General features: G+C 72.0%; 19 protein-coding genes. 7 read left to right on the forward strand and 12 right to left on the reverse strand.

Annotated elements, in window-relative coordinates:
• Nucleotides 1–1,026: DNA mismatch repair endonuclease MutL (gene mutL / locus H2038_RS08590; protein ID WP_292111685.1), on the forward strand; the 1,026-nt coding region annotated here is incomplete at its 5' end.
• 76 nt (nt 1,027–1,102) lie between these two features.
• Here mutL and H2038_RS08595 read toward each other — a convergent pair.
• From H2038_RS08595 to H2038_RS08615, 5 genes are all read right to left on the reverse strand, one after another.
• Complete coding sequence (locus H2038_RS08595) at nt 1,103–2,614, reverse strand: tryptophan halogenase family protein (RefSeq protein ID WP_292111688.1); 1,512 nt, start codon at nt 2,612–2,614, stop codon at nt 1,103–1,105.
• A 20-nt stretch (nt 2,615–2,634) separates the two neighbouring features.
• Nucleotides 2,635–4,590, reverse strand: coding sequence for a glycoside hydrolase family 3 protein (locus H2038_RS08600; protein WP_292111691.1), 1,956 nt, complete (start codon nt 4,588–4,590; stop codon nt 2,635–2,637).
• 108 nt (nt 4,591–4,698) lie between these two features.
• Nucleotides 4,699–7,509: a TonB-dependent receptor gene (locus H2038_RS08605; protein ID WP_292111694.1), complete on the reverse strand. Its 2,811-nt coding sequence runs from the start codon at nt 7,507–7,509 to the stop codon at nt 4,699–4,701.
• A 258-nt stretch (nt 7,510–7,767) separates the two neighbouring features.
• Nucleotides 7,768–9,204 carry a glycoside hydrolase family 30 beta sandwich domain-containing protein gene (locus tag H2038_RS08610; RefSeq protein WP_366926493.1) on the reverse strand — a complete coding sequence of 479 codons (1,437 nt, stop codon included), beginning with the start codon at nt 9,202–9,204 and terminating at the stop codon, nt 7,768–7,770.
• A 107-nt stretch (nt 9,205–9,311) separates the two neighbouring features.
• Nucleotides 9,312–10,397 carry a LacI family DNA-binding transcriptional regulator gene (locus H2038_RS08615; RefSeq protein ID WP_292111697.1) on the reverse strand — a complete coding sequence of 362 codons (1,086 nt, stop codon included), beginning with the start codon at nt 10,395–10,397 and terminating at the stop codon, nt 9,312–9,314.
• A gap of 91 nt (nt 10,398–10,488) precedes the next feature.
• Here H2038_RS08615 and H2038_RS08620 point away from each other — a divergent pair, with 91 nt between their 5' ends.
• On the forward strand, nt 10,489–11,715 hold the full coding sequence (locus tag H2038_RS08620) for an MFS transporter (RefSeq protein ID WP_292111702.1): 1,227 nt from the start codon (nt 10,489–10,491) through the stop codon (nt 11,713–11,715).
• A 201-nt stretch (nt 11,716–11,916) separates the two neighbouring features.
• A complete protein-coding gene (locus H2038_RS08625; RefSeq protein WP_292111704.1) occupies nt 11,917–12,372 on the forward strand; it encodes a low molecular weight protein-tyrosine-phosphatase in 456 nt (151 codons plus the stop codon).
• Nucleotides 12,373–12,390: 18 nt separating this feature from the next.
• Here H2038_RS08625 and H2038_RS08630 read toward each other — a convergent pair whose 3' ends face one another.
• The 4 genes from H2038_RS08630 to H2038_RS08645 form a co-directional block, all read right to left on the reverse strand.
• Nucleotides 12,391–13,461 (reverse strand): S41 family peptidase, encoded by a 1,071-nt coding sequence (locus H2038_RS08630; protein WP_292111706.1) that lies wholly within the window; start codon nt 13,459–13,461, stop codon nt 12,391–12,393.
• Between the two features lie 120 nt (nt 13,462–13,581).
• On the reverse strand, nt 13,582–14,619 hold the full coding sequence (locus H2038_RS08635) for a kelch repeat-containing protein (protein WP_292111709.1): 1,038 nt from the start codon (nt 14,617–14,619) through the stop codon (nt 13,582–13,584).
• Between the two features lie 42 nt (nt 14,620–14,661).
• Complete coding sequence (gene rsmD / locus H2038_RS08640; protein ID WP_292111712.1) at nt 14,662–15,234, reverse strand: 16S rRNA (guanine(966)-N(2))-methyltransferase RsmD; 573 nt, start codon at nt 15,232–15,234, stop codon at nt 14,662–14,664.
• A gap of 3 nt (nt 15,235–15,237) precedes the next feature.
• Nucleotides 15,238–16,653: a pseudouridine synthase gene (locus tag H2038_RS08645; RefSeq protein WP_292111715.1), complete on the reverse strand. Its 1,416-nt coding sequence runs from the start codon at nt 16,651–16,653 to the stop codon at nt 15,238–15,240.
• On the opposite strand from H2038_RS08645, the gene tadA reads away from it, so the two are divergent.
• Together tadA and H2038_RS08655 are read left to right on the forward strand one after the other, a co-directional pair.
• The gene (tadA, locus tag H2038_RS08650) at nt 16,642–17,127 is read left to right on the forward strand and encodes a tRNA adenosine(34) deaminase TadA (RefSeq protein WP_292111718.1); all 486 of its coding nucleotides are present in this window, start codon (nt 16,642–16,644) and stop codon (nt 17,125–17,127) included. The genes H2038_RS08645 and tadA overlap by 12 nt on opposite strands.
• A 584-nt stretch (nt 17,128–17,711) precedes the next feature.
• The gene (locus H2038_RS08655; RefSeq protein ID WP_292111720.1) at nt 17,712–18,131 is read left to right on the forward strand and encodes an MliC family protein; all 420 of its coding nucleotides are present in this window, start codon (nt 17,712–17,714) and stop codon (nt 18,129–18,131) included.
• Nucleotides 18,132–18,134: 3 nt separating this feature from the next.
• On the opposite strand, the gene H2038_RS08660 is transcribed toward H2038_RS08655, so the two are convergent.
• From H2038_RS08660 to H2038_RS08670, 3 genes are read right to left on the reverse strand one after another with little or no spacing between them, the layout of a single operon-like run.
• Entirely contained in the window at nt 18,135–18,734 is a 600-nt protein-coding gene (locus H2038_RS08660) for a GNAT family protein (protein ID WP_292111724.1), read from the reverse strand.
• A complete protein-coding gene (gene aroB / locus H2038_RS08665) occupies nt 18,731–19,837 on the reverse strand; it encodes a 3-dehydroquinate synthase (RefSeq protein WP_292111726.1) in 1,107 nt (368 codons plus the stop codon). The genes H2038_RS08660 and aroB overlap by 4 nt, the downstream gene beginning before the upstream one ends.
• A complete protein-coding gene (locus H2038_RS08670) occupies nt 19,834–20,397 on the reverse strand; it encodes a shikimate kinase (protein ID WP_292111729.1) in 564 nt (187 codons plus the stop codon). The genes aroB and H2038_RS08670 overlap by 4 nt, the downstream gene beginning before the upstream one ends.
• 51 nt (nt 20,398–20,448) lie before the next feature.
• Between H2038_RS08670 and H2038_RS08675 the strand changes: the two genes are divergently transcribed.
• Nucleotides 20,449–21,348: a tyrosine recombinase gene (locus tag H2038_RS08675; protein WP_292111732.1), complete on the forward strand. Its 900-nt coding sequence runs from the start codon at nt 20,449–20,451 to the stop codon at nt 21,346–21,348.
• An 85-nt stretch (nt 21,349–21,433) separates the two neighbouring features.
• On the forward strand, nt 21,434–22,384 hold the full coding sequence (locus tag H2038_RS08680; RefSeq protein WP_292111735.1) for an acetyl-CoA carboxylase carboxyltransferase subunit alpha: 951 nt from the start codon (nt 21,434–21,436) through the stop codon (nt 22,382–22,384).
• The last annotated feature ends 2 nt before the right edge of the window (nt 22,385–22,386 follow it).

Here is a 22,386-nt window from a genome sequence, read left to right on the forward strand (position 1 = left end):
GCCCTGCGCGGGGCCTACGCCGACTTCCTCGCGCGCGATCGCCACCCGGCCGCCGTCCTCTTCCTCGAGCTCGACCCGCTCTACGTCGACGTCAACGTCCACCCGGCCAAGGCCGAGGTGCGCTTCCGCGATCCCCAGCTGGTGCGCGGCCTGATCGTCGGCGCCCTGCGCCACGCCCTCGCCGCCGCCGGCCACCGCGCCTCGACGACCGTCGCCGCCGACGCGCCGGCGTGGGGGCGGAATCCCGCCAGCGCGCCCGCCTTCAGCCCCTCCGCCCCCTCGGCCCAAGGCTGGTCCGGCTGGCAGGGCTGGGCCGCGCCCGCCGCCGCCGCCGCCCAGGTCCTGCCGGGCCTCAACGAGCGGTCCGCCCGGGTCGAGACGCTGGAGGCCGAGCCTCCCTCATCCCTCATCCCGGATCCCTCATCCCTCCCGGCCGACCTGCTCGACTATCCCCTCGGCGCCGCCCGCGCCCAGCTGCACGGCACCTACATCGTCGCCCAGACCCGCGACGGCCTCGTCGTGGTCGACCAGCACGCGGCCCACGAGCGCCTCGTCTACGAGCGGATGAAGGCGCAGATGGCCGAGGGCGCCGTGACCCGCCAGGCCCTGCTGACCCCCGAGGTGGTCGAGCTCGACCCCGCCGAGGCCGAGCGCGTCGCCGCCCGCGCCGACGAACTGGCCGAACTCGGCCTCGTCGTCGAACAGTTCGGGTCCGGCGCCGTCCTCGTCCGCGAGACCCCCGCCCTGCTCGGCGACACGGACGTCCAGGGCCTGATCCGCGACATCGCCGACGACCTCGCCGAACACGGCGCCGCCCTGTCCCTGAAGGAGCGCATGGCCGAGGTCTGCGGAACCATGGCCTGCCACGGCAGCGTCCGCGCCGGCCGGGTGCTCAGCGCTCCGGAGATGAACGCCCTGCTCAGGCAGATGGAGGCGACCCCGCACTCCGGCCAGTGCAACCACGGCCGCCCGACCTATGTGGAGCTGAAGCTGGCGGATCTGGAGCGGTTGTTCGGGCGGCGGTGAGCAAGGCGCGTTGCGGCGGCTTTGCGCCAAGGGCGGACAGCGGTCCCGGCGCCTGAGGGGAACGTCGGATGCGCCCCTAGGCCGGCACGGGGCCAGCGGGGCAGACCCGGGCGACATAGTCGCCGTGATCCGGCATGACGGCGACGCATTTGCGGATCACCCCCTCGACATTGCCGAGGAAGGCCTCGATCTCGGCGTCGGTCTTGAGATCGACCAGGGGATCGTAGCCGCGCGGGATCACGCCCTGGCCGAGGAAGACCTGGATCCAGCTTTCCTCGGCGAACAGCTCGTCGTCCTCGCGAAAGATGCGGCCGTTGGCGGCGAACAGGTCGATCTTGCGCTGCAGGGTGTCGGGGACCTCCATGTCGCGGCAGTATCGCCAGAAGGCCGTGTCGTCCCGCGCCGTCGCCTTGTAGTGCAGGATGATGAAATCGCGGATCCGTTCGAACTCGAAGTCGGTCTGGCGATTGAACTCGGCGATGGTGGCCAGGTCGAAACCGGCGTCGGGCAGCAACCGGACCAGGCGGATGACGGCCGACTGGATCAGGTGAATGCTGGTCGACTCCAGGGGTTCGAGAAAGCCGCTGGAAAGGCCGACGGCGACGCAGTTTCGGTTCCACGTTCGCCGGCGCTTGCCGGTGACGAAGCGGAGGCGGTTCGGTTCGGCCAGTTGCGCCCCGTCGAGGTTGGCCAGCAGCAGCGCCTCGGCCTCGGCGTCGTCCATGTACCGGCTGGAGTAGACGTGGCCGTTGCCGGTGCGGTGCTGCAGCGGAATCCGCCACTGCCAGCCGGCCGGCCGCGCCGTCGACCGGGTGTAGGGCGTGAACGGCTCGACGCGGGCGCAGGGCACGGCCATGGCGCGATCGCACGGCAGCCAGTGCGTCCAGTCCTCGTAGCCGGTCTTCATCGCCTGTTCGATGATCAGGCCGCGGAAGCCCGAGCAGTCGATGAACAGATCGGCCTCGATGACCTCGCCGTCCTCCATGGTCACCGACCGGACGAAGCCGTCCTCGCCGCCCAGGGTCACGTCGGCGACCTTGCCCTCGCGGCGCCGCACCCCCCTGCCCTCGGCGAGGCCGCGCAGGTAGCGGGCGTAGAGGCTGGCGTCGAAATGGAAGGCGTGGGCGATCTGGCCGATCGGCGAGTCGACCATCTTCGGGTCGGCCCGCATGAATTTGTTCTCGAGGGCCGCGGCGGTGTTGATCGAGAAATTGGCGAAGTCGGAGGCGCGGCCCAGGCCCTGCATCTTCAGCCAGTACTGGTGACAGCGCAGCCACCCCAGATCGCGGCCGATCAGGCCGAAGCCGTGGATGTAGCTGCGACCCGGTTTCCACCAGTCGACGAACTGGATGCCCAGCTTGTAGCTGCCCTGGGTCTTGCGCATGAACTCGGCCTCGTCGAGGCCGAGCAGCTCATTGTATTTCTTGATGGCCGGGATGGTCGCCTCGCCGACCCCGATGATGCCGATGGCCTCGGACTCGATCAGGGTGATCTCGTAGCGGCCCTCGAAGAGCTTCGAGAACAGGGCGGCGGTCATCCAACCGGCCGTGCCGCCGCCGACGATCAGGATCTTCTTGATCTGCTGCATGCCTCCCCGCCGTCGGCTCCCTAGGTGTCGGGACCTTCGCAGGCCGCGGGCGTCGCCGGCGCAGGCAGGCGGCCGACCGGCGCGGGCGCGGCGTAGCTGAGGCCATAGCCCCGGGGGAACTGGACCAGGTTCCCCGGACCGTCACCGGTGCTGCAGGCCGAGCCGGGCCAGGCGAAGGACAGCCGGCCGGTGAAGTCGTGGGCGCCGCCGACCAGGACATCCGCCAGCCCGGCCGCCTCGGTGCCCGGCAGGAAGGCGGCGACGAAGGCGTCCGACAGGTTGATCAGGTCGTTGGCGTAGGCCGGGCGGCCGGAATAGAGGACCGTGACCACCGGCGCTCCCTTGCCCGAGACCGCCTGCAGGGCGGCCAGGTCGGCCGGGTGCTGAAGGCTGTGCTGGACCGGCGTCGGGAAGCGGACGTCGCCGTTGTATTCGGCGTAGGGGGTCTCGCCCAGCACCGCCACCACGGCGTCGAAGTCCGACACCTCGACGCCGGAGCCGTCAGCCGAATAGACGACGTTGTCGGCGCCGAGCGCCTGGCGCAGGGCGGCCAGCAGGGTCTGGCCGGTGGCGAAGTCGGCGTTGACGTTCTCTGTCCCCTGCCAGGTCAGCGACCAGCCGCCGGTCTGGTTGGACAGGCTGTCGGCGCTGGCCCCGACGACGAGGACCTTGCGGCCCGCCCGCAGCGGCAGGGCGGCGTTGTCGTTCTTCAGCAGGACCACCGACTTGCGCACAGCCTCGCGCGCCAGGGCGGCGGCGTTGAGCGCCTCGGCCCGGCCGGTCAGGGGGCTGGCGTCGGCCGGGCGGTCGAACAGGCCGGACCGCATCTTGACGCGCAGGATGCGGGTCACGGCGTCGTCGATGCGGGCCTCGGGGATGCGGCCCTCGCGGACGTCGGCGACGGTGTTGGCGATGAAGGCGCGCCAGTCCTCGGGCACCATGAAGACGTCGATGCCGGCGTTGACCGCCTGGGCGCAGCGGTCCTTGGCGCAACCGGCCACCTGTTCGATGCCGTTCCAGTCCGAGACCACCAGGCCGTCGAAGCCCAGCTGGTCCTTGAGCACGCCCGCGATCAGGTCGCGGTTGCCGTGCATCTTGCCGTGGTCCCGGCCGGCGGCGGTGTCGTACCAGCTGCTGTAGGAGATCATCACCGTCTGCACGTCGGCGTCGAGCGCGCCGAGATAGCCGGCGCCGTGGCGTCCCAGCAGCTCCTCGCGCGTGGCGCGGGTCTGGCCCTGGTCGACGCCGTTGAAGGTGCCGCCGTCGCCCAGATAGTGTTTCGCCGTGGCCAGGACGTCGGCGTCGCCGGTCAGCCCGCCCTGAAGCCCGCGCACCATGGCCTCGCCATAGGCGCGCACCTGGGCGGGATCGCTGGACCAGCTCTCATAGGTGCGGCCCCAGCGGCGGTTCTCGCCCACGGCCAGGGTGGGGGCGAAGGCCCAGGTGACGCCGGTGGCGCGCACCTGCCGCGCCGTGGCCCGACCGATCCGTTCGATCAGGTCCGGATCATGGGCGGCGCCCAGGCCGATGTTGTGCGGGAAGAGGGTGGCGCCCGAGACGTTGTTGTGCCCGTGCACGGCGTCCGTGCCCCAGAGCAGCGGGATCTTCACCGTCATGTCCGTGGCGAGGGCCGCCTCGGCATAGGCGTCGGCCCAGGCCGCCCAGTCCGCGACGGTCGAGCGCTTGTCCATCTCCGGCCAGGCGCCGCCGCCGTTCAGCACCGTGCCGATGTAGTATTGGCGCACCTCGTCCGGGGTGATGTAGCGGACGTCCGGCTGGGTCATCTGCCCGACCTTCTGCTCCAGCGTCATGCCGGCGACGATGGCGGCGATGCGCCGCTCCATCGCCGGGTCGAGCGCCGGGGACGCCGCCACCGCCGCCGGAGTTACATGGGCGGACGCCGGAATCAGGGCTGTGGGGGCGCAACCGGCCAGCAGCAGGAGCGAAAGCGAGAGCTTCAGGACGGGGCGCTTCATACGTCTACTCGACTGCACACGGGGGGAGGAAGGCCGCCGTGGCGCGGGGCGACGAGGCGCCCCGTCCACGGCGGGTCAGGTTCGGCGCGTCGGAAGGCGCGCCGGCGGTCAGAACCGGTAGTTGACGCCGAACAGGAACTGGCGGCCGTACTCCTCGTAGGTTTCCGGCAGGAAGCTTCCGTCCGCGGTGGTGGTGCCGCCGCCGTCGATGCCGAGGCGCGTCCGGTACGGCGAGTTGGTCAGGTTGTTGACCTGGAACAGCACGCCCAGGCCTTCCAGCCGACCGTCTTCGAAGGTGTAGCCGATCTGGGCGTCGATCTGCTCGTCGTCCATGATCTCGGTCTGGCCGCGGGTGGCGAACAGCTGCACCACCTCGCCCTTGAAGGCTTCGCGGAAGCGTTTGCTGATGCGCGCCTGGAAGCCGCCGCGCTCATAGTAGGCGGTCATGTTGTAGACCATGCCGGACAGGCCCGGGATGCGGACCGGGGACCCGTCCGGACTGGGGTTCAGGTCGGATTCCGTGAACGAGACGCTGCCCAGTACGCCGAAGCCGTCCAGGGGCTCCCAGACCGTGCCGAAGTTCAGGGCGCCGCTGATCTCGATCCCCTGGATCGTGCCGCCGTCGCCGTTCGCCGGCAGGGTGATCTGACCGATCGGGCTGATCGTCACGCCCGGCGGGATCTGGCTGGCTCCCGAAGGCAGGGGAATGCCCGTGAAGTCAAAGGTGCCGGACTGCTGGTAGATGTAGCTGTCCAGCTCCTTGTAGAAGCCGGCGATCGACAGATAGGTCGTCGGGTCGACGTACCATTCATAGGCCAGGTCGAAGGCGGTGGCGCGCCATGGCTCGAGGTTCGGATTGCCGCCGCTGGCCGACCACGGGTTGACTGTGGCCCCGGGCGGGCAGGGCTGGGCCCCGCTGCAGACCAGCGCATTGAAGCCGGGCGTGACGTTGGCGCGCATCTCGTCCATGCGCGGCCGGGCCATGGTCTTGGACGCCGCGAAACGGATGCGGTGACCGCCGCCCAGATCATAGATCATGTTCAGGCTGGGCAGGATGTCCGTATAGTCCTCGCCGTCGGTGATGGAGATCGGCACGATCGGCTGGCCCTGCTCGGTGCCGTTGATGATCACGCCGGTCGATTCCTGCGACTGCTGGACGATCTGCAGGCCGAAATTGCCCCGGACGGCGCCCTTCTCGAACTCGGCCCGCGCGAACCAGGTGATGACCTCTTCCTCGATGTCCCAGTTCTTGTCGAAGAAGTTGGCGTCGAGGATCGGGGCGCGGTCGTAATAGACGTCCAGCGCCCGGGTCAGATCGACGCTCAGTACCTCCCCGAATCCGGCGAAGTCCAGCGACGTGGGCTCCACCAGGTACTGCGCATCGACCAGCACCTGCTGACGCCCGTTCTTGAGGAACAGATCGAAGTCGTCGACGCGCTTGGTCTTGTTGCGGTTGGCCAGGTTCACGCCGGCGCTGACGGTGTGAATGATCCCGGAGAGGTCGCGTTCGAACTTCAGGTCGGCGGAATAGATCCGCTCCTCCACGTCGGGGAAGCGGATGGCGCCGTCGTGACCCCAGCCGCCCCAGGGCGCGCGGTCGCCCAGCGAGACCTGGGAGGCGTCGGCGTAGTTCAGGCCTTCGCTGTAGGTCGGATAGCCGTCGTCATTGACCTCGAAGGTGATGGTGTCGAGCGTCCGCCCCCCGCCCTGCGGTCCCAGGCCGTAGCCGGCGTAGGTCTCGAGGATCTGCTCGCGCCGCTGGTTGGTCGAGTACGACAGGTCAGCCTCGAACCGGGTCCGCTCGTCGATCTCGTATTCGGTGTTCAGCCCGGCCGAGAACAGCTCGTCCTCGCGGGTGTTGTAGTCGTTGCGGATGATCGGGACGCCGCCGTTCAGCGTGCCGCTGCGGGCGAACAGCGAACCGCCGCGATCCTCGGTCTCGACATTGGTGAAATAGGCGCTGTCGGCCCAGGCGTTGGAGAACCACTGCGCGCCGCGCATGGTCTCTTCCTGGTCGAATTTCGAATAGTAGAGGTCGAGGGTCGAATGCAGGCGGTCGTTCGGCCGCCATTCGAGGATGCCGATCACCGCATCGCGCTTGTTGAGGCGCGAGGTCGCGAACAGCTCCTGGCCGTTCAGGATCAGGGCGTCGTCGGCGCTGTCCGGGGTCACCGATTCCGGCGAGCAGGGATTGGCCGGGGTCGGCTCGCACACGCCGCCGAAGGCTTCGTAGCCGTAGGCCTTGTAGTGCCGGTTCTGGGACGGGGAATTGAGGTGGGCGTAGCCAAGCGCCAGGCCCAGGGTGTCATCCGCGAACTGGTTGATATAGCTGATCGAGAAACGGCCGCCGAAATTGTCGACGTCGTCATTCAGGCTGCTCCCCTCGACCGTCTCGCCGCGCAGGTTCACCGCGGTGGCCCGGCGGCCGAATTCGAGCGGGCGAACCGTGCGCAGGTCGGCGGTGCCCGACAGGCCCATGCCGGAAATCTCGGCGTCCGGCGTCTTGTAGATGACCACGCCGGACAGCAGCTCGGACGGATACTGGTCGAACTCGACCGCCCGGTTGTCGCCTGAACTGGCCTGCTGGCGGCCGTTCAGCAGGGTGGTGGTGAAGTCGGGCGCGAGACCGCGAATGGAGATCACCTGGGCGCGGCCGTTGACGCGCTGGGCGGCGAGGCCGGGCAGGCGGGCGATCGACTCGGCGATCGAGACGTCCGGCAGCTTGCCGATATCCTCGGCCGAGACGGCCTCGACGATCGAGGTCTCGTTGCGCTTGATGCTGATCGAGTCCGCCAGACCGCGACGCAGGCCGGTGACGATGACCTCGTCAATCTCCGTGACCGGCTCATCCTGACCGCCGGTCGGATCCTGTGCGACCGCGACGCCCGGCGCAGCCAGCGCCAGGGCGAGAGCGGACACTGTCAGACAAAGCCGTGACGGCGAGACGGCGCCGAATCCCCGAGCGGCTGCGAACTGGCTCCGCATGAATACCCCCTGTTGTTTCCCCGGCGTGGACCCTTGAGCCGCACGTCCCTTTTTGTTTCGCCGCCGATCCGCCAAGGACGGAGTTGGAAGCGCTTCCAACGGGTAACCGAATTGACTGTGCGGCGCAATCCGAATCCCGGTTCTGCAGATCACGCCCTGCAACAACCGGCGGGGCGAGACGCGCCGGGCCCGTCAGTCGAGCGCTTTCCAGACGTAGGTAGCGGCGGTCTGCGGCGGCAGTTCGGCGGCGGCGCCCTGATCGCCCTCGCGGATTTCGAACGCGACCCGCTCGGTCCCTTCGTTGAGGACGATCAGCGCCCGCTCGCCGTCAGGATTGACGAAGGCCACAGCCTGCAGGCCCCCGGTCACGGCCGAGGCCACGCGCCGTGCGCCGGGGCGAACGAAGCGGCTGGCGTGGCCGAAGGCGTAGTATTCCTGGTTCCGCCTGACCTCGCCGGTGCGGCTGTCGATGGTGACCACGCCCCGGCAGTCGCCGCAGCCGCCCGCATGGGGCCCGTAGTTCTCGTCAAGGGCCAGATTCCACATCAGCACGCCGCGCGCCCAGTGTCCGGTCGACCCGATGATCAGGGTCTTCATCGTCCAGGTGAAGCTGTCGGCGAAGGCGGGAGTCCATTCGCCGCCCGAGCATTCGGTGAAGAAGACGTCCTTGTCCGGCCAGGCGTCGCGGACATGGCTCTGGGCCGCGACGTCGCCGGCGTAGCAGTGCCAGGCGACGCCGGCGACGAACTCGCGGGCCCGCCCGTCGGCCAGCACGGTCAGGGGCTGTTGCGGCTGATCCCAGTTGTGGTCCCAGTCGAGAATCCGGGTTTCGACGCCGGCGCTCCGCAGCAGGGGCCCGAGGTGTCCGCCCACGAACTCGGCCCGACCCTCCGGTCCCCAGCGCATGCCGGGGTAGCTGTCCGGCTCGAAGTCGGGCTCGTTCTGGATGCTGAGATAGTCCGTGGGCACGCCGTGCGCCGCCGCCGAGTCGATATAGCGGCGGAAATACTGGGCGTAGACCGGATAGAATTCCTTCTTCAGCTGGCCCTGGATCATCGATCCGGTCGTCTTCATCCAGCCCGGCGCGCTCCACGGCGAAGCCATCACCTTGAGGTCGGGATTGATCGCGATCGCGGCGCGAACCGTCGGGAAGACGTACTCTTCCATTCGCGCCGTCGAGAAGGTCGCCAGGGTCGGGTCCGGCGTGTCGGCGAGGCTGTAATGGTCCAGCGAGAAGTCCGAGGCGCCGATGGTCACTCGGGTGAAGCTGAACCCGAGTCCGCCCTCCTCCCGGCCGAACAGTTCGTGCAGCAGGGCGTCGCGCCGGTCGGGGTCCAGCCGCGTCTGGATCAGCCAGGCCGAGGCGTCGGTGATCGCCGCGCCGAAGCCGACCATCTCCTGAAACGGACGGCGCGGATCCACGACGACGGCGGCGCCTTCCGCACCCGGAGACGCCGCGAAGCGCAGCGGGGCCTGTTCCGACAACAACCGGCTGCGATCGCCGGAGGTCATCCAGACCCGGGCGGACGGCTCCGCCGCAGCGCTGGCGCAGGCCGTCATCCCCAGGGTCGCGACAACCGCGCCTGCAACCAGCGTCCGGCGCGCGAGCGATGCCATGCGCTTCGTCATGGGCCTGCCTCCTCCGTTGATCGGTCGCTCCGGCCTTGCGGCGGCGACCGTTGATCCGTCGCTTCCTGTTGGAAGCGCTTCCAATAGGAAGCCGCCTGAACGCCGCGTCAAGCGTTGGCGTTGGCATTGGCGGTGGCGGTGGCGAGCCGCGGCGCCGCCCGGCCTGCGGAGGCGCGGTCGACCACCGCGTGGGGCAGGACCGTGAATCGCCAGTCTGAGCCTCGTCGCGCCCCTGCGAGCCGCGCGGCGATGAGCCGGACCGCCTCGCCGCCCATGTCCTTCAGCGGTTGGTGCACGGTGGTCAGAGGCGGCCACACGATCTCCGACACCGGGGTGTCGTCGAAGCCGGTGATCGACAGATGCCCCGGCACGTCGAGGCCGCGTCCATGGGCGGCCGACAGGGCTCCTGCCGCCATGTCGTCGTTGGCGCAGACGAGGGCGGTGGGCGGATCGGGCTGATCGAACAGCCGGGCGGCGAGCACGCTGCCGGACCGGAAGGTGAAATCCCCCCCCACCACGGTCACGGCGTCGTCGTCCAGGCCGCGCTCGGCGAGGGCCCGTTTCAACCCGTCCAGACGCTGCTCCGCCGACAGGTGGCCCTCGATGCCGCTGATGAAGGCGAACCGCCGGTGTCCGAGATCCAGCAGGCGCCGCGCGATGTCGTAGCCGCCGGCCTCGTCATCGATGCCGACGCCATCGGCGACCGACCGGCCGGGCCCTCCGGGAGAGATCGCTGCAACCTCGCAACCCTGTCGGCGGATGTCCTCGATCAGGGTCGCGTCGTCCGCGAACGGCGGCGTCAGGATCACGCCCTGGCAACGCTGGGTGGTCACCAGCTCGAGCACCTGTGCGCGCCGGTCCGGGCTCTGTTGCGCCACGTGGCGGGTCATCAGCTGAAAGCCGAGCGCCAGGCACTCGCGCAGCGCGCCCAGCTCCAGCGCCGAGGCGTAGAAGGAATTGGGCTCCGCCTCCAGGTCCGAGGCCAGGATCAGGGCCAGCATGCGGCTGCGTCCGCCGGCGAGGGACCGGGCCTGCGGGTTGACCCGGTAGTTCAGCGCCGCCACCGCCGCCAGCACCCGGTCGCGCACCTCGGGCCGGACATTGGGGCCCCCGTTGAGCACGCGCGAGACGGTGGTGCGGCCGACCCCGGACTGTCGCGCCACGTCGTCGATGGTCGGCTTCCTGGACGTCAAGCTCCCTCCTGAAGACAGGGGCGCGCGCCTCCGCGCCGCGCAGGCTCTACAATAGGTCGACGCGACGCGCAGGGCGACCTCATATGTCGGCATGATCGCCCCCGCCGCCGAGTCGACGCCATCCCATCGGTCCCGCTGGTTCATCCTCGGTTACGGTGCGGCCCAGGCCGGGGCCTTCATCTCTTTCATTCCGGTGCTGACGCTGCTGCTGCCGGGCAAGGCCGAGATGATCGGCGGCGCGGACAAGGCCCTGCTGCTCAGTCAGATGGCCATTCTGGGCGGGCTGACCGCCGCCGGGGCCAATCTGTTGTTCGGCAGCCTGAGCGATCGCACGCGGAGCCCTCTCGGCCGGCGGCGGCCATGGATCCTGGCCGGCCTGTCGCTGGTCGCCGCGGCCCTGGCCCTGATCGGCGGAGCGACCGGTCCGCTGCAGCTGGCCCTGGGCGTGGTGGCCTTTCAGCTGGCCGTCAACGCCGTGTACGCGCCGCTCACCGCCCTCGTCCCGGACATGGTGGCCGACGACCAGAAAGGCCTGGTCTCGGCCTGGGCCGGGGCCGCCCTGCCCGTCGCCAACCTGTTCACGGCGGTGGTCGTGACCCGGCTGGCGGGCTCGCCCGCCCTGCAGTTCGGGGTCGTGATCGCCGTGGCCGCGATGATGATCCTGCCCTTCGCCCTCACCCTGCGCGAACCCGCGGCGCCGCGCGTCGCCGCCGCGGCGCCGCGGCTGTCTTTCGAGGCCCTGGGGGACAGACGGTTCTTCTGGACCTTCGTCTCGCGCCTGCTGATTGAGAGCGCGGTGGCGATCAACACCCTCTTCCTGCTGTTCCTGCTGCAGGAGCTGCCCGGCGGACGGCCGCAGGGATGGTCCGCCCTCGAACTGTTCGGCGCGCTCCTCGTCGCCTCCACCGGGGCGGCGGCGCTCGGCGGCTTCGTCGGCGGCGTGGGCTCCGACCGGCTGCGGAGACGCCGGATCTTCGTCGTCGCCGGCGGCCTCGGCATGGCCGCGGCGCTGGCCCTGATGGTGATCTGGCCGGCCTGGCCGGGGCCGCTGGCGGGCCAGCTGCTGTTCGGCGCGGCGCACGGCCTGCACGCCACCACGGTCGCGGCCATGACGGCCGAAATCCTGCCCGACCGGACGGCGGCCGGGCGCGATCTGGGGGTGATGAACATGGCGATCGCCCTGCCGCAGAGCCTGGCCCCGGCCTCGGCCGCCGTCCTGCTGGGTCTGGGCCTGCCGCTGACCGCGGTCTTCCTTGCGGCCGCCGTCGCCGCCCTGGTCTCCGCAGGCGTCCTTGCGCCCCTCAGGCGTCTGGCCTGACCGACCGCGAAGTCGCCGGAACCCACGACCTCAACGCCGCACCGGCGACGGCGAAATCAGCGATTCCCGCCGTCAGCTTCGGGTCATGTCCGGCCTGTCGGGCGGCGCCGACACCGGGTATCGAGAGCGGACGATCTGAACCGCCGCAATGAGTCAGAAGCGCGCCTGACCGAATCGCCAACGCCCTCTCGCCCCTCACCCATGCCCTCCATCCTCTTCGTCTGCCTCGGCAACATCTGTCGCTCGCCCCTGGCCGAGGGCGCGCTGCGGGCCGAGGCGCGGCGCCTGAACCTCGACCTCCACATCGACTCCGCCGGCACGGGGAACTGGCACGCCGGCGAGCCGCCGGACGCGCGGGCGATCGCCGTGGCGGCGCGGCATGGGGTCGACATCTCGGGCCTGCGGGCGCGGCAGGTGCGGCGCGCCGATTTCCGCCGCTTCACCCATGTGATCGCGCTGGACCACGACAACCTCGCCGACCTGCGCCGCCTGGCGCCCTCCGACGCGACCGCCGGGCTCAGCCTGCTGCTCGACCACGTCCCCGGCCGCGAGGGCCAGGCCGTGGCCGACCCGTGGTTCGGCGACGCCGCCGGCTTCGACGCGACCTGGGCCGAGGTCACGGCGGCGGCGCGGGCGCTGGCGCGGCTGGCGGGCTGAGCGGGCGCGCGGCGCCGATCAGCCGGCCGGCGCCTCCAGGGCGGCCAACCCCTCCTCCGCGAGGGCCCGGCGTACGCCCTCGGCGTCCGCCAGTATGGCGTCCAGCGCCAGACGGTGCGCCCGCGCCAGCGCCTGTTCGGCCGGCGTCTCCACGTCGGGCCTGACGCCGACGCCCTCCCAGTTCGCCCCGGTGGCCGTGTGGGTGACGACCTGCATCGGGATGAAGGCCGCGAAGCCCTCCGCCAGCGGCCGGAACCCGCCCGGAGTCGCCGCGCCGTAGGTGGTCTGCCCGACCAGGGTCGCCCGGCCCATGGCCTGAAGGTCGTAGGCGAACTCCTCCGCGCCCGAGCCGGTGTTTCCGTCGATCAGCACATAGACGGGCTTGCCGACGTAGGCCGGCGTCCTCGGCTCGGCGTGATAGATGCGGGCCTCCGCCGGCGCGAAACGCTCTTCCGCCCTGACCGTCGGCGTGCGCTCCGCCACCAGATGGCCGATCGCGTTCGCCACCCCGGCGGGCTCGCCGCCCGGAGCCCCGCGGACGTCGATGATCAGCGCCTCCGTGTCGGCCAGCAGGCCGATCGCCGCCGCCAGCTTCTCCGCGGCGGGCGGAGCGTCGAGGAACATGTTGATGCGCAGGTACCCCACGTTGCCGGCCAGCCAGCGGACCTCCGGGACCTCCCCGCCGCGCAGGCGCACTTCCTCATGGAAGGCCGCCACCTCTTCCGGCGGAGGCGGCCCTTCGCGGAATCCGGCGGTGACATCCGGCCCCAGGTAGCGGACGGCGAAGTGCCGGTCGTTGACGAGGGGTGCGACCTTGCCCTCGATCAGCGCCAGGAGGGCCGCGGCGTCGGCGGCGCTGCGGAACTCGCCGCGCGCCTCCATCGCCTCGATCTCCCGCGCGGCGGCGGCCCCGCGCTCGGGAAAGGCGAAGCGCTCGCGCAACACCTGCGCCAGCGACAGGACCACGGCGCTGTTGCGCTCCGGACTCATCGTCACGCCTTGCGGGTCGGCGGACTGGGCCCCGGCCGCGGCCGGCGCCAGCACCAGGGCGATGACGGCCGCGCAGACGGCCGGAATTCGTCGAATCATGATCCCTCCCGAAATCTCGCCATCGAGAGGCGTCCGGAGCGGCCAGCGGATGCAGCCCGCCGCGAAATTTCGCTGGTCCGCGCCTCGTCCTCCGGCGGGCCGGCGCCGGGGGGCTGACGATCAGGCGTGGTCCCGGAGCCGCAGCGCCTCGACCACCCCGGTCGCCCGGCCGCCCGAAACCACGGCCCCGCCGGCGAGGGCGTAGACCACCCCGTCCACCGCCGCCGCCGCCAGCCCGTGCCGGGGCGTGGCCATGTCCGGGCCGGCCTCCCAGCGGTCGGCCGCCGGGTCGTAGATCCAGGTCTCGGGGAACACCCCGCCGCCGCCGGGCGCGAACCACTCCCCGCCGAAGGCGACCAGCCGCCCCCCGACCGCCGCCACGGCCAGACCGCCGCCGACCTGCTGTCCGGTCGCCGGCGAGGCGGGGATCGGCGCCCGCGTCTCCCACCGGTCGGCCTGCGGGTCGTAGCGGTCCAGCCGCCCCGTGCCGCCGCCGCTCACCGTGCGCCCACCGGCCACCCACAGGGCCCCGTCCAGCACCGCCCCGGCGGCGCTGTTGCGGGCCATCGGACAGGGCGCCGCCGTCTCCCAGCGGCCCTCCGCCGGGCGGAAGACCCGGTGCGTCGCCACGTCGACCTGGTGGTTCCACTGGCCGTTGGCGGCCCCCGGCGAGCGGCCGGTGGCCAGGTGGATGCGCCCGTCCAGTTCGGCCCCGACGGTCTCGGCCAGCGGCGCCGGCAGCCGCCCCGCCTCGACCCAGCGGTCGCCGTCCAGGGCCCAGACCTCGGTCATCGAGGTCCACTCGCCGGCCTCCGACCGGCCATAGCCGCCGAGCGCATAGACCCGGCCCGCGGCCTCGGCCGCGATCATCGGATGGTGCCGCGGCGCCGGCAGGCGCGGGCCCTCGCTCCAGCGGTCGGCGGCCGGGTCATAGACGCCCGTGCGGTCCTCGATCTCCGTCACGCCCCCGGCCCGGCGCAGCCCGCCGGCGACCACGATCCGCCCGCCCGAGACGGCGCAGTAGACCTCCTGCATCGCCCACGGCAGCGTCGCCCGGGCCGTCCAGGCGGGGGTCGGCTCCTGCGCGCAGGCGGCGAACGGAACGGCCGCCGAGGCTCCGGCGGCGGCGAGGAAGGCGCGGCGATCGAGCTGGGTCATGCGCCCAGCCTGCCCCGGAACCGCCCCCCGCGCCAGACGGCTTCAGGCCGCCGCGGCGGCCCTCAGGAACAGCACCCGCGCCGCGCCGTAGTCGCGCGCGTCCAGCCGGTCATAGCCCGGCGTGTCGATCTCCGGCTCGTCCGAGCCGCGCTCGAACACCACGATCGCCCCCGGCTTCAGCCAGCTCCCCTCCAGCAGCCGCGCCAGCGCCTGCTCCCCCAGCCCCTTGCCGTAGGGCGGGTCGAGGAAGGCCAGGTCGAAGGCCTCGCCGGCCGAGCCCGGCCGCACGCCCAGATCGGTCGCGCTGCGCCGGTGCACCCGCGTGCGGCCCATCAGGCCCCAGGCGTCGGCGTTCTCGCGGATCGCCCCGCGCGCCGCGTCGTCGGTCTCGACGAACAGGGCGAAGGCCGCGCCCCGGCTGATCGCCTCGAAGCCCAGCGCCCCCGAGCCGGCGAACAGGTCGACGACGCGCGCCCCCTCCAGCGGCTCGGCCCAGGCGGCGTGCTCCAGCACGTTGAACACGGCCTGCCGCGCCCGGTCAGAGGTCGGGCGCGTGCCCTGCCCCTCCGGCGCCACGATGGTCCGGCCCTTCAGGCTTCCGGCGACGATGCGCATGGATCAGCCGCCCGTGCGTGGTCTGCGCGAACCGCCGGGACGCGATCCTCCCGGCCGCGGCCCCGCCGGCTTGCCGAAGCCGCGACCGGCCGGCTTGCCGCCCGCCGCCGGGCGTCCGCCCGGGCGCGCCCCGAAGGCCGGCTTGCCGCCGCCCCCGCTCTTGCGCGGGCCGCCGGCGCCGCGCGGCGTGTCGATGAACTGGTCCTCGCGCGGCTTGAAGGTCCGCTTCGGCCGCTCCGGGCGCGCGGCCGCCTCGCCCTCGGTCGCCTCCGGGCGGGCGCGGGGCCTGAAGCCCTTCTTCGGGTGCTCGAACTTCGGCTTCGCCTTCGCCCAGCCGTCCTTCTTCGGCGCCCGCCGGCCCGTGTCGCCGCCCTCGGCGACCGCGGCCTCGGCGGCGCGGACCCGGCTCGGCTTGCGCGACGGGTCGGACATGGCCGAACCCGAGCGGCCCTTGACGATCGGCGCCGAGGTGCGGCGGCCGGGGATCGGCGCCGGCGTCTCGACCGTGTTGCCGGTCGGCAGGTTCTCGGGGCGGATGTACTGGCCCAGCATCTCGCGGATCACCCGCGGCCCGACCTCCTCGACCGCCCCGACCGGCAGCGTCCCCAGCTGGAACGGGCCGTAGGCGAGGCGGATCAGCCGGTTCACGGTCAGGCCGAGGTGCTCCAGCACCTTGCGGACCTCGCGGTTCTTGCCTTCGGTGATCGAGACGCTGATCCACAGGTTGGCCGAGGCCTTCTCGCCCTCCGCGGCCGGCTTCGCCTTGTCCAGCGTCGCCTCGACCGGGCCGTAGCGGACGCCGTCGACCGTCACCCCGTCCTTCAGCGTGTCCAGCTGGGCCTGGGTCACCCGGCCGCGGGCGCGGGCCCGGTACTGGCGCACCAGCTCGGTCGAGGGCAGCTCCAGCGCCCGGCTCAGCTCGCCGTCGTTGGTCAGGATCAGCAGGCCCTCGGTGTTGAGGTCCAGCCGGCCGACCGAGATCACCCGCGGCAGGCTGCTCGGCAGGGCGTCGAACACCGTCGGCCGCCCCTGCGGGTCGCCGTGCGAGGTCACCAGGCCCGACGGTTTGTGGTAGCGCCACACCCGCGTCGCCTGGGCCGCGCCGATCGGCTTGCCGTCGACGGTGATGACGTCCTCGCGGGTCACCAGGGTCGCCGGGGTGTCGAGGATCTTGCCGTTCACCGCCACCCGGCCGAGGCCGATCAGCCGCTCGACCTCGCGGCGCGAGGCGATGCCCGCCCGGGCCATGGCCTTGGCGATGCGCTCGGTGCGCTTCGGCTCGGCCGGCGCGGCGCCGGGCTTGCCGCCCTTCGGCGGCCCCTTGGCGGCGCCCTCGGCGTAGGGTTTGCGGTGCCCGGGCTTCCGGTCGTCTTGACGCGGGCGGGGCTTCTTGTCGTTGTCATTCGGATGGCGGACCATGATGAGCGGTTCATGCGCATGGCGCTGGACCAAGCGCAAGCGGCGGCGGACGAGGGCGAGACGCCGGTCGGCTGCGTGATCGTCGACGAGAGCGACGGAAGCGTCGTCGCCACGGGCCGCAACCACCCGATCGGCGCCCATGATCCGACCGCCCACGCCGAGATCGCCGCCCTCCGCGCCGCGGCGGCGCAGCGGGGCAACTACCGGCTGACCGGCCTGACCCTCTATGTGACGCTGGAGCCCTGCGCCATGTGCGCCGGCGCGATCAGCCACGCCCGCATCGGCCGCGTCGTCTGGGGCGCCGACGACCCCAAGGGCGGCGCGGTCGCGCACGGCCCGCGGTTCTTCGAACAACCCACCTGCCACTGGCGCCCGGCGGCGGAGGGCGGCGTGCTGGCGCCCGAGGCCGCGACCCTGCTGCGCGACTTCTTCCGCGCCCGGCGAGGGCAGTCTCGTCAGAAGTTCTCCTCATAATCGAGGTCAATAGGCTGGCCGTCGCGGTACCGGAGGGTCCAGCCGGGGAACCGGTGGATGAGCTTCACCCGCATTTCGAGGATCGCCCATCTCACAGTCCTGAGAGGGTCGTGACCGACGACTGCCCCCTTCAAACCGATCGGCTGAACCTCATAGGCGCATCGGAACTCCCCCATGCGTCCCGCAAGCTCAACGGGAGCTCCTATGCGGAAGTCCAGTGCAGTCCAGTCCCCGGACGGCGATGTGGCCGAGACGGCAAATCGCATCAGCTCATTGGCGGCATCGTCTATAGCAGTTTCCCCAACGTTCCCGCGCGACCGCCTTGCATACCACCTTGGATGCGTAGTCCGGGGCCACAATGTCGCAGAAGATATACTCGCCTTCCAACGTCCAATCACATGCGTCGTAGCATTCACTGATCGTCTGATGGTCCGCCGGGGGACACTGGGCTCCGAGGCAGGTTTGAGCAACCGCCTCCCCCGAACAGGCGCCTGATCCGGGTGAGTTCGGAACCAGAGCTAAACCAAGCACGGCCGTAAGGAGTTTCAACTTCATCGCGGAGCACCTCCCAGGAGAATACCATCATGCGTACGTCCGGATTGCAAGTTAAAGTTGCGACACTCCTGATTGGCGCGCTTTCCGCCGGATGCGGCTCCAACTCCGGCGAGGCGCCGACCGACGGGGACGCCGTCCGGGAGCGGGCGGAGCAGGCGCAGACCGCCCGGCGGCGGACCGGCGCCGAGCTGCGCGAGCGCGCCCTCAACCGGGTGATCCGGGCCGTCTACCTCTGCAACGACAGCGAGCGGCTGTCGGTCGACTTCGACAACCCCCGCCAGATGGCGACGGTGCGCACCTCCAACGGCCAGGCCGTCGACCTGCACCAGGAACGCGCCGCCGACGGCATCTGGTACCGCGCCTCGGGCTACGAGCTGCGCGGCCGCGGGGTGATGGCGACGTGGAGCGCCGACGGTCGCCCGCCGACCGAGTGCCGCGCCGTCGACTGAGGCTCAGCCGCCGAACGCCTGCAGCCGGGCGTCCAGCCGGGCGCGCACCTCCGGCCAGTCCTCGTCGAGGATAGCGAACTGCGCCGTGTCGCGGATCCGCCCGGTCCAGGTGATCTTGTGCTTCCGGAGCACCCCCTCGTCGCGGGCCCCCAGCTTGCGGATCGCGGCCTGGCTGCCGGGGTTGATCGCGTCGGTGATGATCTCCACCCGCACCGCCCCGGCGGCGAAGGCGTGCTCCAGCAGCAGGCGCTTGCACGCCGGATTGACCGGACCGCCCCGCGCCTCGGGCCGGTAGAAGGTCGAGCCGATCTCGCAGCGGCGGTGCTCGGGCCGGATCTCGTAGAGGCTGGTCGTGCCCACCACCCGGCCGTCCGTCTTGCGCCGCACCGCCCACGCGATCCGGCTGCCGGACGCCATGGCGGCCAGGGCCGAGGCCCACCAGCCGTCGAAGTGCGGCCCCCAGGCGGCGCCGACCATGATCTCCCAGGCGGCGGGATCGCAGTCCAGCGCCGCGCGGACCTCCGGCTTCAGCGCCTCCGCGAACGGCTCCAGCCGGACGAAGGCGTCCTCGAGGGGGATGGCGGCCAGGCGCATCGCCGTCATGCCGCCCCCTCTGCTTGCAGGAACCGCGACAGCGCCGCCCGGTCGACATCCTTCGCCACGACGGCCTCCCCGATCGCCCGCGCGAGGATCAGGGTCAGCCGGCCGCCTTCCGCCTTCTTGTCCCCCTCCATTCGCCGGAGCAGACGGTCGGCCGCGAACCGCCCCGCCGCATCGAGGCGCGTGGGCAGCCCGGCGGCGGCGACCGTCTCCGTCACCCGGCGGGCCTCGCCGGCGTCGCACAGGCCCTGCGCCGCCGAGAAGCGGAACGCCAGGGCGCAGCCCAGCGCCACCGCCTCGCCATGGGTCAGCCGGGTCTCGTCGAAGTCCAGCTCCGCCTCAAGGGCATGGCCGAAGGTGTGGCCGAGGTTCAGCAGCGCCCGGCGCCCCGCCTCCCGCTCGTCCTCGCCGACCACGGCGCTCTTGATCTCGACCGAGCGGATCACCGCCCGCTCGAGCGCCGCCGGATCTCCGGCCGCGCCGGCCGCCCCGGCCCCCGCCAGCCAGTCGAAGAAGGCCGCATCGCAGATCAGGCCGTGCTTCAGCACCTCGGCCCACCCGGAACGCAGCTGGCGGGCGGGCAGCGTCGCCAGGGCGTCGATGTCGGCCAGCACCAGACGCGGCTGGTGGAAGGCGCCGACGAGGTTCTTGCCGCGCGGCGTGTCGATGGCGGTCTTGCCGCCGACCGAGGAGTCCACCTGGGCCAGCAGGGTGGTCGGGACCTGCACGAAGTCGACGCCGCGCATGTAAAGGGCCGCCGCCAGGCCGGCGAGGTCGCCGACCACGCCGCCGCCGAGGGCGACGATCACGTCCGTCCGGTCCAGGCCGAAGGCCGCGAGCCGGTCCAGCACCCGCTCCAGCTCGGCGAACGACTTGGAGCCCTCGCCGGGCGGGACGGTCAGCAGGCGCGCCCGCACCCCGGCCGCCTCCAGCCCCGCCAGCACGGCCGGGCCGTAGAGGGCCGCGACCGTCTCGTCGGTGACCACCGCCGTCCGGCCCCGCGCCAGCGGCGCGAGCCGGCTCCCAAGCGACGCCAGCACGCCGCGGCCCACCACCACCTCGTAGGGACGGAAGCCCGATCCGGACACGGGAATGCAGGTGCTCACGGGCGATCCTTGACGACGCCGTGCGCGGCGAGCGCCCGGACGATGGCTTCAACGGCCTGCTGGTGCGCGCCTCCGGTCACGTCCACCACCAGGTCGGCCGAGGCGTACAGCGGATAGCGCGCCTCGGCGAGTTCGCGCAGCGTCGCCAGCGGATCCCGCCCGCGCAGCAGCGGCCGGGTGTCGCGCCGCTGCACCCGCTGGGCGACGATCTCCAGCTCCGCCCGCATCCAAACCGTCACCGCCCGCGCCTTCATCAGCGCCCGGGTCTCGGGATTGAGCATCGCCCCGCCGCCGGTGGCCACCACCCGCCGCGGCCCCTCCAGCAGGCGGCGCATGACCCGCGCCTCGCCGGCCCGGAACTCGCCCTCGCCGTAGCGGGCGAAGATGTCGGAGACGGTCATCGCCGCGGCGGCCTCGATCTCGACGTCGCCGTCCGCGAACGGCAGCCCCAGACGCCGCGCCAGCCGTCGGCCCACGGTCGATTTGCCCACGCCCATCAGCCCGACCAGGGCTATGGTGCGCTCCTGGACGGGAATCGGTTCGAGGTCGGTCACAGGCATGGCTCCGCCACCCTCTACACGAAGCCGCGCGGCCGCAAAGCGCGCCGCGCCATGACTACGCCCCAGATCGAGGCCTTTCTCGAGATGATGGCGGTCGAGCGCGCCGCCTCCCCCCACACCCTCGCCGCCTATGGCCGCGACCTCGCCGATGCGGAAGCCGGGGTCGCCGGCGGACTCATGGCCGCGGACGAGTCGGTGATCGAGGCCTGGTACGCCGGTCTCGGCGCCCGCGGCCTGTCGCCCGCCACCCAGGCCCGGCGGCGCGCCGCGGTGCGCCAGTTCTACCGCTTCGTCCTCGGCGAGGGCTGGCGCAGCGACGATCCTTCGCGCCGGCTCGACGCCCCGAAGCAGGGCCGGTCGCTGCCGAAGTCCCTCTCGCGGGAGGAGATCGAACGGCTGCTCGCCGCCGCCGCGGCCCGGGACGGCGCCGCCGGGCTCCGTCTGGTCGCGCTCGTCGAACTGGCCTACGCCTCGGGCCTGCGCGTGTCCGAACTGCTGGCCCTGAAGGTCGAGGCGGTGCGGCGCGACCCGGCGTACCTGATCGTGCGCGGCAAGGGCGGCAAGGAGCGGCTTGCGCCCCTCAACGCCTCGGCCCGGGCGGCGACGAAGGCGTGGCTGGCGGCCCGGGACGCCGCCCGCCGGCCGGAGGCCCCGGACAGCCCCTGGCTGTTCCCCTCCCCGGCCGGCCGCGCCCATCTGACGCCGCGTCGCTTCGCCCAGCTGCTCGACCAGGCGGCGATCGACGCCGGCGTCGACCCGGCCCGCGTCAGTCCGCACGTGTTGCGCCACGCCTTCGCCACCCACCTGCTGGAGGGCGGCGCCGACCTGCGCGTGGTCCAGACCCTGCTCGGCCACGCCGACATCGGCACCACCCAGATCTACACCCATGTGGCTGTAGACCGGCTCACGCAGACGGTGCGGGAGAAGCATCCGCTCGCCCGCGACGGCTGAACCGCCGCTTGCTCCCCGGCGTTGACCTGACTAGGTTCCGCCGCCTTCCGATGCGCCTCGCGGCGCGACCTGACCGGACGCCTCGATGGCCACGCACTACCTCGACTTCGAAAAGCCCATCGCCGAGCTCGAAGCCAAGATCGAGGAGCTGTCCCTGCTCTCCTCGTCCGCCGGCTCGTTCGACGCCGAGATCGAGGGCCTGCGCCGCAAGGCCGAACAGCTGCGTCGCAAGACCTATTCCGCCCTCGACCCGTGGATGAAGACCCAGGTCGCCCGCCACCCGCAGCGGCCGCACTTCGTGGATTACGTCGGCGGCCTGTTCACCGACTTCGTCGAGCTGAAGGGCGACCGCCAGTTCGGCGACGACCAGGCCATCCTCGGCGGCCTCGCCCGCTTCCGCGGCCGGCCGGTGGTGATCATGGGCCACGAGAAGGGGCACGACACCCAGACCCGCCTGACCCACAACTTCGGCATGGCCCGCCCCGAGGGCTATCGCAAGGCGGTGCGCCTGATGGATCTGGCCGAGCAGTACGGCCTGCCGGTGCTCAGCTTCGTCGACACCGCCGGCGCCTATCCGGGGCTCGGCGCCGAGGAGCGCGGCCAGGCCGAGGCCATCGCCCGCTCGACCGAGCGCTGCCTGACCCTCGGCGTCCCCTCGATCGCCACCATCACCGGCGAGGGCGGCTCCGGCGGCGCCATCGCCATCGCCGCGGCCAGCCGCGTGCTGATGCTCGAACACTCGATCTACTCGGTCATCTCGCCGGAGGGCGCGGCCGGCATCCTGTGGCGAGACGGCGCGCGGGCGCGGGACGCCGCCATGGCCATGAAGATCACCGCTCCGGATCTCGTCGAGCTCGGCGTCGTCGACCGCATCATTCCCGAGCCGGTCGGGGGCGCCCACGCGGATCCCGCCGCGGCCGTGGAACAGGTCGGCGACGTGCTGGCCGAGGAGCTCGAGGCGCTGTCGCGCCTGTCGGCCGACGAGATCCGCAAGGCCCGCGCCGACCGCTTCTACGCCATCGGTCGCGCCGCCTGATC

The organism is Brevundimonas sp., assembly GCF_013912005.1.
GTDB lineage: Bacteria > Pseudomonadota > Alphaproteobacteria > Caulobacterales > Caulobacteraceae > Brevundimonas.

What these genes read in the sequence shown, in the direction of transcription:
- rsmD (WP_292111712.1), bottom strand. Translation starts at nt 15,234, where the DNA reads ATGCGCATCGTCGCCGGAAGCCTGAAGGGCCGGACCATCGTGGCGCCG.
- H2038_RS08620 (WP_292111702.1), top strand. Translation starts at nt 10,489, where the DNA reads ATGATCGCCCCCGCCGCCGAGTCGACGCCATCCCATCGGTCCCGCTGG.
- H2038_RS08655 (WP_292111720.1), top strand. Translation starts at nt 17,712, where the DNA reads ATGCGTACGTCCGGATTGCAAGTTAAAGTTGCGACACTCCTGATTGGC.
- H2038_RS08680 (WP_292111735.1), top strand. Translation starts at nt 21,434, where the DNA reads ATGGCCACGCACTACCTCGACTTCGAAAAGCCCATCGCCGAGCTCGAA.
- H2038_RS08635 (WP_292111709.1), bottom strand. Translation starts at nt 14,619, where the DNA reads ATGACCCAGCTCGATCGCCGCGCCTTCCTCGCCGCCGCCGGAGCCTCG.
- H2038_RS08610 (WP_366926493.1), bottom strand. Translation starts at nt 9,204, where the DNA reads ATGACGAAGCGCATGGCATCGCTCGCGCGCCGGACGCTGGTTGCAGGC.
- H2038_RS08625 (WP_292111704.1), top strand. Translation starts at nt 11,917, where the DNA reads ATGCCCTCCATCCTCTTCGTCTGCCTCGGCAACATCTGTCGCTCGCCC.
- H2038_RS08595 (WP_292111688.1), bottom strand. Translation starts at nt 2,614, where the DNA reads ATGCAGCAGATCAAGAAGATCCTGATCGTCGGCGGCGGCACGGCCGGT.
- H2038_RS08675 (WP_292111732.1), top strand. Translation starts at nt 20,449, where the DNA reads ATGACTACGCCCCAGATCGAGGCCTTTCTCGAGATGATGGCGGTCGAG.
- H2038_RS08670 (WP_292111729.1), bottom strand. Translation starts at nt 20,397, where the DNA reads ATGCCTGTGACCGACCTCGAACCGATTCCCGTCCAGGAGCGCACCATA.
- H2038_RS08645 (WP_292111715.1), bottom strand. Translation starts at nt 16,653, where the DNA reads ATGGTCCGCCATCCGAATGACAACGACAAGAAGCCCCGCCCGCGTCAA.
- tadA (WP_292111718.1), top strand. Translation starts at nt 16,642, where the DNA reads ATGGCGGACCATGATGAGCGGTTCATGCGCATGGCGCTGGACCAAGCG.
- H2038_RS08630 (WP_292111706.1), bottom strand. Translation starts at nt 13,461, where the DNA reads ATGATTCGACGAATTCCGGCCGTCTGCGCGGCCGTCATCGCCCTGGTG.
- H2038_RS08600 (WP_292111691.1), bottom strand. Translation starts at nt 4,590, where the DNA reads ATGAAGCGCCCCGTCCTGAAGCTCTCGCTTTCGCTCCTGCTGCTGGCC.
- H2038_RS08660 (WP_292111724.1), bottom strand. Translation starts at nt 18,734, where the DNA reads ATGACGGCGATGCGCCTGGCCGCCATCCCCCTCGAGGACGCCTTCGTC.